Source organism: Bacillus sp. BC08, from assembly GCF_054326875.1.
Map to the genome: position 1 here is coordinate 196,525 of NZ_JBTGPA010000018.1, position 13,651 is coordinate 210,175.

A 13,651-nucleotide genomic window follows, 5' to 3' on the forward strand; every position below is an offset into this window, starting at 1 on the left:
TTAGAATGCACGATTCACAACATCTTTAACTTCTTCAAGATATTGCTTACGCACATTATCATCCACAGAAGGGACACTCGTATAGAATGTATGCTCAATTGTTTCAATGCCTGTAAATTCAAAAATACCAACATCTGCTGTTTTCTTCATTGCTTCAAACATACCGCCTGCTGTGTATGCCTCTTTCGTATTTCCCATTGTAGATAATAATAAGCCTTTTTTACCGCTTAATAACTTTTCAATACCATTTTCACCGTAAGCATAAGCGAAGCCGTGGCTAAATACACGGTCAACGTATCCTTTTAAAATAGCAGGAAGTCCCGCCCACCAAACTGGATAAATGAATGTAATGCTATCAGCCCAAGAGATATGCTCTTGCTCTTCTTTTATATCTTCTGGTGTGTTTCCTTGAGAAAATGAGATGAAATCGGAAGCGCCTAATACGGGATTGAAGTTTAATTCGTATAGGTCGCGAACGCGTACTTCATGACCTTTTTCTTCTAATTCACTTTTTACCGTTTCTAAAATCGCATGGTTGAAGCTTGCTTTATTTGGGTGTGCATAAACGATTACATGTTTCATTGTTCTTCCTCCTATTTGTGGATATGTGAATAGTTTTTTTATTTATCCCGCTTTAATGGGCAGTAAGACCCCCACCTCCAAATTCAGCGAAAGCAAAGAAGTTAGGCGGGGGTCGGGCTGCCCATAAAAGTCCGATTGGTGAGGGCTAATAATCAGTGGGGGATGAAGAACCCCCCACTGATTAAAGTTTCACTTTATGTAACTATTACGGTTACTTCTTTTGTGGGAGTCAACTTTTCTGACGTGAGAAATAAAGTGAAAATGTAATTGGCTAATATGGGATACATGTTAGTATGTGACAAAAAAATACAAAAAAGTAGGGATTTTGCATTCCGAATAGAATATATAGATTGGTAAATAGAGAGAGAAGGGGATATGAGGATGAATATTATTGAAATTGAAAGGTTAGAAAAATCGTTTGATATTGGGGATAGTAAAGTAAAAATATTAAAAGGCATTAATCTTCAAATTCAAAAAGGAGATTTTGTTTGTATTATGGGGGCAAGTGGTTCAGGGAAAACGACTTTATTGCAGCTATTAGGTGGATTAGATATTCCATCGGTAGGTAGTATTCGAGTTGATGGTACAGAGATTTCAACATTAAAAGAAAAAGAGCTCGCTTTATTTAGAAGGCATAAAATCGGTTTTATTTTTCAGCAGTTTAATTTGATTCCAGTGTTTAGTGCGGAGGAGAATGTAGGATTACCGTTACTGTTAGATAATGTCTCGCAAAAGAAGGCAACGGTGACAGCAACGCGATTATTAGAACTTGTCGGATTGAAGGGAAAAGAAAAACATTTACCAGCACAGTTATCAGGTGGGCAACAGCAAAGGGTTGCGATCGCAAGAGCTTTTGCAAATGAGCCGGCTATTATATTAGCTGATGAACCAACAGGGGCATTAGATTCAGAAAATAGCAAAAATATAATTGCGGCACTTCGCAATGCATGTGATGAGTTAGGACAAACAGCTGTCATTGTAACACACGATCCGTTCGTAGCGGCCCATGCGGATAAAGTTGTTTTCTTATTAGATGGTGAAGTGATTCATGAACATGCTGAAAGTAAAGGGTGGAAGTTTCGAAATATCCCGCAACAAGTTACTCACATTCAAGAGATTATGAATCGTCACTTTAAAGTAGGGGGTAAAGGTGATGCGATGGGTAATTAAGTATGCAGTAAAATCGATGAAACAAAATTGGCTGCGAAATATGTTGATTGCTCTCGGTGCAGCTTTAGGTGTTATGTTAGCGACGATGTTATTACTAGGCAATCAATCTGTAGAGAAAAGTGTGAAAGAACAAGTAGTAAGCCGGTATGGAGATTATAATTTGCAATTTGGTTATATAAAAAATGATATGTATTTAAATAATGAAAGTTTAAAAGGAATAGATGGCTTAGAAAATGCTGAAAAAATATCAAAAGTACTTATACCATATCCTTTTCCAAATTATAAAGAGTTATCGGGAAAACCGTCCTATTGGGGTGTGGAGCAAGATTCTCCAGAAATGCACTCTTATAAAATATTAGAAGGACGATATCCGAAAGAAGGTGCTGAAGTAGCGCTGACAAAAGGATATACAGACCGTGAAAATATACGGTTAGGAGATACGATTCAGTTGCCATTTCCCCAGCATGGAGAAAAGAATGTGAAAGTCGTCGGGATTTTAAATCCGCCGTTAATGGCAGCAATGGGGCATAGTGCGTATTTTCCAATTCATTGGCTTCAAAAAGAATTAAATCTACCAAATCAATTTAACCTCGTTCAAGTTAAAACAGCCGATGTAAATGTGAAAAGAGCAATTGCTCTTGATGTAAATAAGAAGATAGAAAATATAAAGGTGGATCAACGTACTTATGTTGATAAGGCGTTTGAACGACTAAATGTAATGAAGCCGTTAATTTTTAGTTTAGGTGGTATTGCTTTATTTGTTGTAGCTCTTTTAATAATGGGAAGTTTCTTCTTATCTGTTAGAAGTCGATTTAAGCAGTGGGCATTATTACGTGCACTCGGTAGTAACCCAAATCAAATTATAGTAGTCGTTTTATTAGAGGCCTTATGTATCGGAGCAATCGGATCGCTAGCAGGGGTGATTCTTGGGGCAGGTACGCAAACAATCGCAGCATCATTCATTAACAAATGGGTGAATATTGAGGGAGCAGGGAAAGCATCATTCTCAATTTCAGGTGAGATTTTACTCATTACTTTTTTATTGGGGATTGTCATGTCTATCATAGGGGCCATTATACCAGCTTTCATGGTGAGAAAGATTCCACCAGTTCAAGCACTTCGCCCAGGCCTTCCTAGTAATGAGAAAAAAGAAAAGAGATGGAGTGCTTTTAGCCTTAGCATTTTAATTATTGGTACTGCTATTGGACTGGCAGGTAACGTATTAGAGCAGTATATCGGTTTTAATCCAAGTGCGATAGGAGCGCTGTTATTTGCAGTTGGTTTGTTATTTGCAATTCCGTTCTTTATTCGTGTGATAGCACCAGTGATTGCAAAACCGTTTCAAATGATATTACGAATTGAAACGACGATTAGTAGCCGGAATGTAATTCGTTATCGGAATAAGGCAGCTGTGTCGGTTGCTATACTAGCATTTGGTTTTATGTTAGCGCTTGTTGGAACGATGTATGTAAATTCTATGTATGAAGGTATGAAAAAAGGATTACAAAAACATTTACCAGCGGACTTAGTAATAAGAATTCCGGTAGAGTCGCAAGGAATAGAAACATTACCGTTTAGTTGGATGGAGAAGGTTAGAAAAATTGATGGTGTGGAATCGAGTGTTGGGAATGCTACTGACTTTACAGCAAAGCTTGTGAATTATGACTTTAAAAAAGCGAATCAAGAATGGTATGAATTTGCGAAAAAAAACAATTTGAACTACGATTCAATGGAAGTTGTAGGTAACGATATTGTAGCGTACCAGAAAGTAACAAAGGCGAAAGTGATTGCAGGGCAAACCTTAAATAAGCCATTACAAGATGGTGAGGGAGTCATTACGAAGGAAGTGGCTAAAAATTTAGGACTTCAGTTGCATGATACGATTGACGTACAAGGAAAAGGGAAAGAAAAACAAACGATTAAAGTCGTTTCGATTATTGAGCAAGGATTAAGGTTAAGAGGATTAGATGTTTTTGTAAATGAACAATGGGCTCGCGATAAGTTTCACGTACAAGGATATGAAGCGATTCAAATTATGACAAATTCAAATCAATCATTTGAAGCGATTAAGAAGCAAGTAAAAGAAATTACAAATAATAAAGAGAATGTAGAAGTTATAAACAGTTATGATTTATTGAAAGAACAAGAGCAGTTATTATCGCAAATGATGATGTTAATTCGCTTGTTAGTTGTAATTGTTTTCATTATTTCTGGTATAGGATTAATGAATGCGATAGTCGCAAGCTTGCATGAAAGACGTGCTGAAATTAGTATGATTCGTGCGGTAGGAGCTATTCCGAAGCAAATGAGACGGATCGTTTTATTAGAGGGAACTTTACTTGGAGCGATAGCTGGTTGTATTGGCATTTTTGGCGGGATTTTGTTTAGCTATATTGTGTTATCAAGTCTAGAGCTAACAGTTATTATCATTCCGTATAATCAAGTCTTCATATTGGCTCTAGCTAGTTTGATGCTTGGCGCAGGGGCAGCATTGATTGCTTCCTTACAATTAAGAAAGTTTAAATTAAGTGATACTTTAAAGGAGTTATCAGCATAAAAGATTGCTATACCCCGCTCATACAAAGTACAAAGAAGACAAATAAAATGATGACAATACCAATGCCGAAGTTAAATACGAGAGTACTATCCATACTATGTAACCTCCTTATTTGAAAGTAAAAAGCACTCTAGCCAAGAGTGCTTTTTTATTTTGAGTCTACGTTACAACTTTTAGAAAGGGATATATGCATGTAAAGAGTTACATTATTTTATGTGTTTATGCTTTGAAATGAGTAAGTCCTTGTGGGATATAAAAAAAAGACACTCTTTTGAGTGTCTTTAACGATGACAAAATGTGCCAATTGCTTGAGTTTGATAAGGCGCTAATATCCGTTTTAACGCCTTTTCTTTGATCAAGAAGTGTAGCAACAGCGATTCAAATAAAATTGTACCATTTGTTTCATAGGTGTACGTATGCAATTATGCATATTCCAATTAGAGGGAAATGAGGCACGAAAAATGAATGAGTATATATAGAATATTTGATTAGGGGAGAGAAGGATGGATATACATAAGTTAACGGTAGCAGAAGCAAATGAGATAAATACGTGGATGTATGAGAAACCTTATGATTTGTATAGTTTTTCAGGAGAGGAAGAAGCAATAGAAGAATTATTAGATGGAACATATTATGGCTGTTGTGACGATAATAGGGAGTTTATCGGCTATTTTTGTTTTGGGGAAAATGCACAAGTACCAGGGGGAAGAGATGCTCATTTATATGGTGGAGAAGATGTAATTGATATTGGGCTTGGCATGAAGCCGGCGTTAACAGGGAAAGGGCTAGGGAAAATGTTTTTTCAAGCTGGGATAGCTTTTGCTGTTAAAGAATTTAAGCCGAAAACATTTCGACTTAGCGTAGCGACATTTAATACAAGAGCGATTACGCTATATGAAAATATAGGTTTTCAGCAAGGTTCTATTTTTTTGAGCCGGGGAAGAGAATTCATGCTCATGGAATACGAAAGACCGTCAGTATGAAACTGACGGTCTTTCATGTTTTATCCCGCTTTAATGGGCAGTAAGACCCCCACCTCAAAATTCAGCGAAAGCAAAGAAGTGAGGTGGGGGTCGGGCTGCCCATTAAAGTCCGATTGGTGAGGGCTAATAATCAGTGGGGGATGAAGAAAACCCCCCACTGATTAAAGTTTCACTTTATTATTCCGAATGCTCAGCTCTATGCGCTAAGCGGCTTGAAGCAGCGGCAGCAATTCCGCCAACGATATCATCAAGGAATGTATGCACCTTTCCAGATGATTTATCATTTAAGAATTCTAAAATACCAGGTTTTAATTTATCGATATATCCAAAGTTCGTGAAACCGATAGAGCCGTACACATTAACGATAGAAAGTGCGATCACTTCATCAATTCCGTATAAGCCTTCATCACGCTTTACGATATCTTGTAACGGCTCACTTAACATTCCTTTTTCAGCAAGAACATCGAGTTCGATACCAGTAATCAGTGCGTTTTGTACTTCACGTTTTGATAATACACGCTCAACGTTATAACGGCATTCTGACATCTCTAAATTTGGATGATATTTTTTTTGAAGAAAATGAACAAGCTCAGCAATATCGTCAATTGTTACACCACGTTCTTGTAATAGTTGTAATGCTCTTTCTTGTAGTTGATTTGATTCTTTCATGTTTATCACCTTTTTTTCTTTTTAGTATTTGTATACGTTTCGTTGCTTTATCATGTGCATAGGAATGAAAGGCGAGCACAAGCTCATATATATAAAGAAAAACCATAGGTGGCGACTGCGATGATTCATCATATTTATGAGCATTATCACATGCATGTTAAAGAATTAATCCCCCTTGGCCCCTATAAAAGCTTTTGGATTCGCAACAAAATTTATGTACTTGTTCCAATTGGAGAAATGGAGGAAGAAGTACTTGTAGAGATGAAAAAGCTCAGTGACTATATGAACCAGCAAGGGGATATAACTGTAGCGACTTTCGTTCCGACTATACACGGCTACTATGTATGTGAGATAGAAGAACAAAATTACTGCTTATTAAAAGGTATGCGTGCGTTAGAACGACATGCTACATCATTAGGAAGTGAGCTTTCTATATTCCATAAACGAGGTGCATTCTTTCCGGAAGAAATCGAGCAATTAAGCCGCATAGGCGAATGGAAAGCGTTATGGGAAAAAAGGCTCGATCAATTAGAAAAGTTTTGGCAATCACAAGTGATGAACCACCCTACAGACGTATTCGATCAATTGTTTATTGAATCCTTCCCGTATTACTTAGGAGTTGCAGAAAATGCAATTCAGTATGTTGTCGATACAGAGATGGATGATACACCGCAAATGACTGATGCAGCAACAATTTGCCAAGAACGATTCACACCCTTATTATGGCATCAAACGAAGCGCCTCAAACTTCCTTTTGACTGGGTGTATGATCACCCAACTCGAGATATGGCAGAATTAATTCGCTATATGATGATAGAAAAAAAGAAAGACTGGGAGCAAACAATCGTTCAATTTGTTACAGATTATGAACGGAATTATTCGCTATCTTCGTTTGGTTGGCGCCTATTATTTGCAAGGCTCCTGTTCCCACTTCACTACTTTGAAACAGTCGAACGATATTACCAAACGGGAAACGAAGAACAAAAAAGCATATATAGAGATCGCTTAGAAGCCATTTTACACGATGTGAACCGCTCTGAGCAATTTATGAAGCACTTTTATGGCTCACTTCGTTTACCGGTCGATAAGTTAGGGATTAGGAAATTAGATTGGCTATCTTAAAATATAAAAAAGAGACCGATTGAGGTCTCTTTTTTATATATCACAATTGTATGTAATACATTATGCCCCTACCTGTTGATCTGCACATATATTTAAAATGAATTGATGTTGTTCGATTTTTTCATTTACTTTACTCAATAATTCTTGCTGAATTTCTTTAAATAAAAATTGGTAGCTCGCATTCCACGTTGGTATAACGGATGAAAGATCTAATAAATACTCTTTTTTCTTTTCTAGTTCTTGAATTGTTAAAAAAGTGTTTCCCATTCTTGGCATGTGTCGTCCCCCTATGTTTTTTTCTGTATATGTGTGAACGATTCTATAGTATTAATTATCTCATTTTTTGAGAAGGATTTCCAATTTTGTTTTATGATGTTAAAGGGGAGCTGCTATTTGAATAAAAAAAGAGACCCATTTGGGTCTCTTTCTAGGAAGCGATTCTGAACGAGCCGCTTCCGCTTTTAATTAAAATACTTGTTCTACTTCAATAACGCCTGGTACTTCTTCTAGTAATGCGCGTTCGATACCAGCTTTTAGTGTGATTGTAGAACTTGGGCAGCTTCCGCAAGCACCCATAAGGCGTAATTTTACGATACCTTCTTCAATGTCTACTAATTCAACGTCTCCGCCATCGCGAAGTAAGAATGGACGTAATTTATCTAATACTTCTAGTACTTGTTCTTCCATATGTGGGTTTTCCATTTTTATCGACTCCTTTCATCAGTTTTATTATAATCAAGATAGAGGGGAAAATCTATTTTTTCTCTTCTTGTTTTATTGTCGAAATATTTTATTGTGTTTTTTCAGTATAGGGGTGGGGACTAAGTTTGTAAAATGATGTGCTTATGTACTGAGACATCTGAATATACTGTTGAAACAAGAGGTGGGGGAGAAGAAATGGTTAATGTGCAAGTGTATGGGACGAAAGTAATTTGTGCGAGCTGCGTTGGAATGCCATCTTCAACAGAAACGTTTGAGTGGCTACAAGCGGCGATTGGTCGTAAATATGAAGGACAAGAAAATAAATTTAATTTCGAGTATATTGATTTTCAAGAAGAACAAGAAGATGAAGATAAAAAAGCATTCGCAGAGCGCGTAGTGGAGGAAGATCTATTTTATCCAGTCGTTCTTGTAAATGGAGAAATTGTTGGAGAAGGAAATCCTCGTTTGAAGGATGTTTACGAAGAAATCGAGAAATATTTATAAAGCAGGAAGCCTTTGCGAATTCGCAAAGGCTCTTTTTTATTGGAGGGATAGATGTGGAAAATAGAGTGAGGCATGCTTTACCAACAGAAGTACAACAGTTAATGGAGCGGTACACCGTAGAATTAAAAGAAATCTTTTTGGATGAAAAAATAGTCGGCGTATATATTTATGGTTCCATTGCACTCGGTGCATTTCATGCAGAAACGAGCGATGTTGATTTTGTTACAGTAATAAGTGATTCTGTGAATGAAGCTGAAAAACAGCAACTTGTAGAACTTCATAAGAAACTTAGTGGTAGTACGTTAGGTAAAAGAATGGATGGTATGTATATTCCGCTTGCTGATTTAGGGAAATACAATGATGAAATGAATGAGTACATGTATTGTGCAGATGGTAAGGCAAATATAGGTCATTGGGATATTAATGCGGTCACATGGTGGACATTGAAAAATCAAGGTATTACAGTTGCTGGGAAAGAAGCAGAAGATCTTTCATTTCAAATAGGGTGGGATGATGTAGTCAATACGATGAAATACAACGTAGAACGATACTGGAGTGAAAAAGCGAAGCAGCCATATTTATTTTTCATAGAAGAGTGGGTAGGATCAGCTGTCGTTACGATGGGGCGTATTTTATATACACTAGATCATAAAACAATCATTTCAAAAGATAGAGGATTGCAATACTTGTTAGAACGTTCAGGGGAAGAATGGGAGCTTTTATTAAAAGAAGTAGCGAGAATAAGGCAGAATCCAAAAGAAAAGCGAATGCTCTCAAGGTGGAGAAGGGCAGATATGACGAGGAAGTACTTACTGCATTTAATTGAAATATGTAGAGAGAAATGGTAGGGAAAAACAGACGATACAGTAAATTGTATCGTCTGTTTTTGTGATGTATTTGGTATATAATGGTTTAAAAGGTTTAATTATACTGGAGGGGATAGGGTGAATACAGAATTAGCTACTTATGAAGAAAAGTATGTAGTAATGAGTATGCGCGAAGTAATTAGCATGATAGTAATTATTTTTGGGGTCATGCATGGAATTGGTTTTTTAAACATTATATATGACTCTTCCTTATATCCATGGTATGTAGATCATCTTATTCCGCCTTTAACATGTCTCACTATTATTTTAATATACTCACCAGCAAGAAATTATTGTGTGCAGTTAGTAAAATCAATACAGTTCAATAATTTTAAGCATTATGTAACGATAGTAATGACGATGATCGTACTGCCTATATATCTTGCGGTATTAAATTTAGTTTTACCACATGGGCTTGGTGTGAATGAATCTAATCTAGTAATAGAGCCTACTAAAAGTGAAATCATTTTATATGTAGTTGTACTCACTGTTTTTGCACCGATTTGGGAAGAACTTTTATTTCGGGGGATGTTTTTCACAAAATTATCTCAGCGCTTTTCTACACTTAGTAGTGCCGTTATAAGTGCTTCTATATTTACTTTAGGTCATCCCCTTACGGTAGGTAGTGTTTTATATATTTTTGGTGGCGGTATATGTTTAGCTTATACATATAAGAAAACAAATAACTTACTCGTCCCATGGGGGATTCATTTATTAAATAATGCACTTTTTATATTAGTAAATTTTCAACTGTAAAAAGACGCCTTTTTGAAAAGGGCGTCTTTCGTATTTTGGAGAAATGGATTTATATGTACTGTGTAGAGAAAAGGTAATACGAAATATGGATAGTTTCATGTGAAACATTTTTATTATCAAATATACAAAATGATTAACTTAGTGTATTAAACGTATTATTCATAAGTATTCTAATATATTTAAAAGTAAAATGGAATAATAAATGGATAATTGTCGGAATATATTCGATTTCTGTTTATTTTTATGGAATATATGTACTTTTTGTTAGATTCCTTCTTTTTATTTCTATAAAATACACGTATGTAGATATGAGAAGAGGATGAAGTACGTGAAGGACACTGTTTTACAAGAAACAATTTCTCCGCAACAGTTACATACAGTCGTTCAAAAGAATACGGCGCATTATGACTTTAAGTGGGGAAAAGTAGAAAATCCAGCGCAAGGAAATACGTGGAATTGGGTAGCCTTTTTCTTCCCAACTTTTTGGTTAGCCTATCGTAAAATGTATAAGTTGTTTATTATACTTACTTTATTAGCGGTACCTAGTATCGTTGTAACTCCTTTTATAGATATTCCAGATGGGATTTATTTAACGTTTAGTTTAGTTTAGTTCTTCAATTAGGAATGATGATATTTACTGGATGGCAAGGAAACCGTTTATATTATAAGCACGCTGTTCGTATTTTACATAAGGGAGAAAATATGCCTGATCATGAGAAGGCGTATTACTTACAATCAAAGGGTAGTGCTAGTTTTGCTGGCATGATTGGTTTACAAGTTATAGTGACGATAGTATTTGGTGGAGCTATGTTCGGACTCTCACTTTTACCAACTGAGCCGAATATTAAAAATGTTGTTCGTTCAAGTGGTGAAGGTGTTACTTTAGAGATTATGACAGATAACCCAACTTGGAAGTTTGTGAAGAAAGAAAAAGATTATGATGTAGTAGAGTTTACTGGTTATGATTATACAGAGAAGAAAAATGTGAAAATAAAATTTGCTGTTTATTTTAGTGAAGACTATTTTGAATGGCAAGAAGTATATGAGAATAATAAAAAGTTAAGTAAAGAAGAGTTAGAAGAGTATCAATTTTATATTGAAGAAAATGGTTGGGCGTTCTAGTGAGAACTCATTTATTTTGAAAAGAAGAATCTTGTGAAGGTTCTTCTTTTTTATTGTAAAACACCATACGAATTGAAATTTTGTAAAATACAATAAAAAATGAGAATTCCAGGTAGGCTTGTCAATAACGTAAGACTGTGGCACTATAAAGAAATGCTGTACAAATTTTATTTATCGAGATGTAAACATCAATTTTGATTTTTACGTATAAATAATGAACGGAGGAAATGAATTTATGGCTACTTTACCAAATTGTCCAAAATGTAATTCAGAATATACGTATGAGGATGGCGTTCTTTTCGTATGTCCAGAATGTGCTCATGAGTGGGGCCAAGAAGCAGAAGCTGAAAATAATGATGGTGCAAAAGTTGTAAAAGATGCGAACGGAAACGTTCTTCAAGACGGCGATGCTGTTACTGTCATTAAAGATTTAAAAGTAAAAGGAACTTCTTCAGTTGTGAAGATCGGTACGAAAGTAAAGAGTATCCGTCTAGTTGATGGCGATCACGATATTGATTGCAAAATCGACGGTTTCGGAGCTATGAAGTTAAAATCACAATTCGTTAAGAAGGCGTAAATAATAAAAAGAGGAGGCGAGTAGCCTCCTCTTTTTTATTGTTATTTTTTGTCGGTGAGTCGATATTCCTTGTCGAATCGTCGATATATTTCAAAAATCGTTGATATATTTTGAGTTACGATAGATATATTAGAAAAATCGTCGATATAATTTCATTTACCATTTACCGTGCACTATAGTCAACCTCTTTCAACTGACACCGCTTATTAAAGAATGTTTTATATCCAAGTTGTAAGAAGATAATAACAGCAAAGGCAGTACTTCCTGAAATACCGAGTATGATAGCAATTTGATATTGAATGGCTGTAAATGGTGATACACCAGATAAGATTTGCCCTGTCATCATACCTGGTAGGCTTATAATCCCCATTCCGACCATAGAATTGATCGTTGGTAAAATAGCAGAGTCAAAAGCGTCACGGATGAGCGGAGCGGCGGCTTCTTTCGGTGTTGCGCCAAGCATAAGTGCTCCTTCAATTTGACCTCTTTGTGATTTCATATTGTTTAAGAACGTATTTGCCCCGAGAGAAACACCTGTCATCGCATTCCCAACTAACATTCCAGTAATCGGAACGATATATTGCGGCGCATACCAAGGGTCATGCCCGATAATAACAAAGATAAATAGTAGAAGTGGTCCAATTGATCCGGCCACCATGGAAAGAGCGGCTACTCGTTTTAAGTCTTTTGACATCGGGATGTTAACTCGTTTATAAATATTAAAAATGGCAAAGGTAGTAATAGAAGTAATAAGAGCAATTGTATAAAATGGATTACTATTTTCAAATACGTATGTAAGGACATATGCAACAAGTACGAGCTGAATCGTCATACGGAATGTTGCGAGCGCAATTTGTTTTTCACGCGGTATTCCTTTTAATTTTACAAGTCCAATTAAAATAAGAATAAAAATATATGCAGCGGCAAGTTGCCAAATTTGGAGTTCAATAACGCCCTTCAACGGAGAGCACTTCCTTTCTAGTTGCACCGTTTGTTTTGCTAATTTCAATAATATCGTCTGCAATTTCTTCTGGAAGTTGTTGCGAGTGCGTGATGAAGATAACTGTTTTTTTCTTTTCTTTTGCTAGTATAGTAAATTGTTTCATAACGCGGCGTTCTGTATCGCTATCTAGCGCCGAGGTTGGTTCATCTAATAAATAAACAGGTGGATCCATAAGTACGATACGTGCGAAAGCAAGTCGTTGTTTTTCCCCGCCTGATAAGGAATCAGCGTTGTCTTCTAAATTTTTTTCTAAGCTAACAGTTGTTAATGCGCCTCGCAAAATATCATCATTTGGAAATGGTTTTTCAGAAAGACGAAGTCCCATTAATAGATTGTCTTTAATCGTTCCATCAAAAATAGGTGGCGTTTGCCCAAGCATGATTATATCACGTCGTAATTGAATAGGAGGATAATCAGAAATTAGTTTTCCGTTATATTCAATTGTACCGGATGTTGGAGAGTGCAAATCATTTAGCATGCGGAGCAATGTGCTTTTTCCACTTCCACTCTCACCGATAATACATGTGATTTTTTCTTTTTGAATCTGTAAATAAGGAATGTGTAGTATATCTTTATATGTAACGTCTTTTAATATAAACATAGATGGCTCCTTTCTGATTCTAGTTCTCCCGCTATTCACCGGGCAGTAAGACCCCCACCTCAAAATTCAGCGAAAGCAAAGAAGTTAGGTGGGGATCAACTGCCCGTAAAAGCCCAATTGGTGAAGGCTGATAATCAGTGGGGGAGGAACAAAACCCCCACTGATTAAAGTTTCACTTTATATCGTATCAAAAAAGAGAAGATAACGGTTATAAAGAGCAACGTTTTTTCTTCGTCTTGTTTTCTATTAATAAGTTAAGTAAACGATCTAATTCTTGGCTGAAAGAAATCACTTTATCATGAGTGAATCCATACTTTTCAACGAGATAGATCAATTCTTTCTTCTTCGCTTCTATTCGATCGTTTAGTTTCGTTACGTTCATAAGTGAAATGGAATACCTCCTGTAAAAGTATTTACAACACAAAAAATAAGACCGA

At 36.1% G+C, this 13,651-nt stretch carries 15 protein-coding genes and 1 pseudogene; 9 read left to right on the forward strand and 7 right to left on the reverse strand.

The features are described from left to right. A complete protein-coding gene (locus ACXVYO_RS03230; protein WP_458466012.1) occupies positions 1 to 582 on the reverse strand; it encodes an NAD(P)H-dependent oxidoreductase in 582 nt (193 codons plus the stop codon). Between the two features lie 381 nt (positions 583 to 963). Here ACXVYO_RS03230 and ACXVYO_RS03235 point away from each other — a divergent pair, with 381 nt between their 5' ends. From ACXVYO_RS03235 to ACXVYO_RS03245, 3 genes are all read left to right on the forward strand, one after another. Further along, positions 964 to 1,752, forward strand: a complete 789-nt coding sequence (locus tag ACXVYO_RS03235; RefSeq protein WP_001021173.1) for an ABC transporter ATP-binding protein — start codon at positions 964 to 966, stop codon at positions 1,750 to 1,752. Beyond that, a complete protein-coding gene (locus ACXVYO_RS03240) occupies positions 1,736 to 4,309 on the forward strand; it encodes an FtsX-like permease family protein (protein WP_458466013.1) in 2,574 nt (857 codons plus the stop codon). Before ACXVYO_RS03235 ends, ACXVYO_RS03240 begins: the two co-directional genes overlap by 17 nt. A gap of 503 nt (positions 4,310 to 4,812) precedes the next feature. Further along, a complete protein-coding gene (locus ACXVYO_RS03245; RefSeq protein WP_458466014.1) occupies positions 4,813 to 5,292 on the forward strand; it encodes a GNAT family N-acetyltransferase in 480 nt (159 codons plus the stop codon). Positions 5,293 to 5,469: 177 nt separating this feature from the next. Here the strand turns inward: ACXVYO_RS03245 and ACXVYO_RS03250 are convergent, their stop codons facing one another. Continuing rightward, complete coding sequence (locus ACXVYO_RS03250) at positions 5,470 to 5,961, reverse strand: phosphatidylglycerophosphatase A family protein (RefSeq protein ID WP_000665100.1); 492 nt, start codon at positions 5,959 to 5,961, stop codon at positions 5,470 to 5,472. A 120-nt stretch (positions 5,962 to 6,081) separates the two neighbouring features. On the opposite strand from ACXVYO_RS03250, the gene yutH reads away from it, so the two are divergent. Beyond that, a complete protein-coding gene (gene yutH, locus ACXVYO_RS03255) occupies positions 6,082 to 7,083 on the forward strand; it encodes a spore coat putative kinase YutH (RefSeq protein ID WP_000581260.1) in 1,002 nt (333 codons plus the stop codon). Between the two features lie 60 nt (positions 7,084 to 7,143). Here the strand turns inward: yutH and ACXVYO_RS03260 are convergent, their stop codons facing one another. Further along, positions 7,144 to 7,359 carry a hypothetical protein gene (locus ACXVYO_RS03260; protein ID WP_001137787.1) on the reverse strand — a complete coding sequence of 72 codons (216 nt, stop codon included), beginning with the start codon at positions 7,357 to 7,359 and terminating at the stop codon, positions 7,144 to 7,146. Positions 7,360 to 7,548: 189 nt separating this feature from the next. After that, the gene (locus tag ACXVYO_RS03265) at positions 7,549 to 7,785 is read right to left on the reverse strand and encodes a NifU family protein (protein ID WP_000431158.1); all 237 of its coding nucleotides are present in this window, start codon (positions 7,783 to 7,785) and stop codon (positions 7,549 to 7,551) included. Between the two features lie 195 nt (positions 7,786 to 7,980). Between ACXVYO_RS03265 and ACXVYO_RS03270 the strand changes: the two genes are divergently transcribed. The 5 genes and pseudogenes from ACXVYO_RS03270 to phnA all read left to right on the forward strand — a co-directional run bounded on the left by ACXVYO_RS03270 (position 7,981) and on the right by phnA (position 11,610). After that, complete coding sequence (locus ACXVYO_RS03270) at positions 7,981 to 8,289, forward strand: YuzD family protein (RefSeq protein WP_000248590.1); 309 nt, start codon at positions 7,981 to 7,983, stop codon at positions 8,287 to 8,289. 53 nt (positions 8,290 to 8,342) lie between these two features. Next, positions 8,343 to 9,137: a nucleotidyltransferase domain-containing protein gene (locus tag ACXVYO_RS03275; RefSeq protein ID WP_458466015.1), complete on the forward strand. Its 795-nt coding sequence runs from the start codon at positions 8,343 to 8,345 to the stop codon at positions 9,135 to 9,137. Positions 9,138 to 9,233: 96 nt separating this feature from the next. Beyond that, entirely contained in the window at positions 9,234 to 9,911 is a 678-nt protein-coding gene (locus ACXVYO_RS03280) for a CPBP family intramembrane glutamic endopeptidase (RefSeq protein WP_458466016.1), read from the forward strand. Between the two features lie 319 nt (positions 9,912 to 10,230). Then, positions 10,231 to 11,033, forward strand: a pseudogene (locus ACXVYO_RS03285) (DUF2628 domain-containing protein). Between the two features lie 235 nt (positions 11,034 to 11,268). Continuing rightward, entirely contained in the window at positions 11,269 to 11,610 is a 342-nt protein-coding gene (gene phnA, locus ACXVYO_RS03290; protein WP_000212737.1) for an alkylphosphonate utilization operon protein PhnA, read from the forward strand. A 163-nt stretch (positions 11,611 to 11,773) separates the two neighbouring features. Here the strand turns inward: phnA and ACXVYO_RS03295 are convergent, their stop codons facing one another. The 3 genes from ACXVYO_RS03295 to ACXVYO_RS03305 all read right to left on the reverse strand — a co-directional run bounded on the left by ACXVYO_RS03295 (position 11,774) and on the right by ACXVYO_RS03305 (position 13,596). Then, entirely contained in the window at positions 11,774 to 12,571 is a 798-nt protein-coding gene (locus ACXVYO_RS03295) for an ABC transporter permease (protein ID WP_073516985.1), read from the reverse strand. Then, entirely contained in the window at positions 12,555 to 13,214 is a 660-nt protein-coding gene (locus tag ACXVYO_RS03300; RefSeq protein WP_458466017.1) for an ABC transporter ATP-binding protein, read from the reverse strand. Before ACXVYO_RS03300 ends, ACXVYO_RS03295 begins: the two co-directional genes overlap by 17 nt. 208 nt (positions 13,215 to 13,422) lie before the next feature. Continuing rightward, positions 13,423 to 13,596, reverse strand: a complete 174-nt coding sequence (locus ACXVYO_RS03305) for an aspartyl-phosphate phosphatase Spo0E family protein (RefSeq protein WP_144535513.1) — start codon at positions 13,594 to 13,596, stop codon at positions 13,423 to 13,425. Between the last annotated feature and the right edge of the window lie 55 nt (positions 13,597 to 13,651).

Excerpts from the sequence above, each read along its gene's own strand:
- ACXVYO_RS03230 (WP_458466012.1), bottom strand. The coding sequence starts at position 582 with ATGAAACATGTAATCGTTTATGCACACCCAAATAAAGCAAGCTTCAAC.
- ACXVYO_RS03235 (WP_001021173.1), top strand. The coding sequence starts at position 964 with ATGAATATTATTGAAATTGAAAGGTTAGAAAAATCGTTTGATATTGGG.
- ACXVYO_RS03240 (WP_458466013.1), top strand. The coding sequence starts at position 1,736 with ATGCGATGGGTAATTAAGTATGCAGTAAAATCGATGAAACAAAATTGG.
- ACXVYO_RS03245 (WP_458466014.1), top strand. The coding sequence starts at position 4,813 with ATGGATATACATAAGTTAACGGTAGCAGAAGCAAATGAGATAAATACG.
- ACXVYO_RS03250 (WP_000665100.1), bottom strand. The coding sequence starts at position 5,961 with ATGAAAGAATCAAATCAACTACAAGAAAGAGCATTACAACTATTACAA.
- yutH (WP_000581260.1), top strand. The coding sequence starts at position 6,082 with ATGATTCATCATATTTATGAGCATTATCACATGCATGTTAAAGAATTA.
- ACXVYO_RS03260 (WP_001137787.1), bottom strand. The coding sequence starts at position 7,359 with ATGCCAAGAATGGGAAACACTTTTTTAACAATTCAAGAACTAGAAAAG.
- ACXVYO_RS03265 (WP_000431158.1), bottom strand. The coding sequence starts at position 7,785 with ATGGAAAACCCACATATGGAAGAACAAGTACTAGAAGTATTAGATAAA.
- ACXVYO_RS03270 (WP_000248590.1), top strand. The coding sequence starts at position 7,981 with ATGGTTAATGTGCAAGTGTATGGGACGAAAGTAATTTGTGCGAGCTGC.
- phnA (WP_000212737.1), top strand. The coding sequence starts at position 11,269 with ATGGCTACTTTACCAAATTGTCCAAAATGTAATTCAGAATATACGTAT.
- ACXVYO_RS03300 (WP_458466017.1), bottom strand. The coding sequence starts at position 13,214 with ATGTTTATATTAAAAGACGTTACATATAAAGATATACTACACATTCCT.
- ACXVYO_RS03305 (WP_144535513.1), bottom strand. The coding sequence starts at position 13,596 with ATGAACGTAACGAAACTAAACGATCGAATAGAAGCGAAGAAGAAAGAA.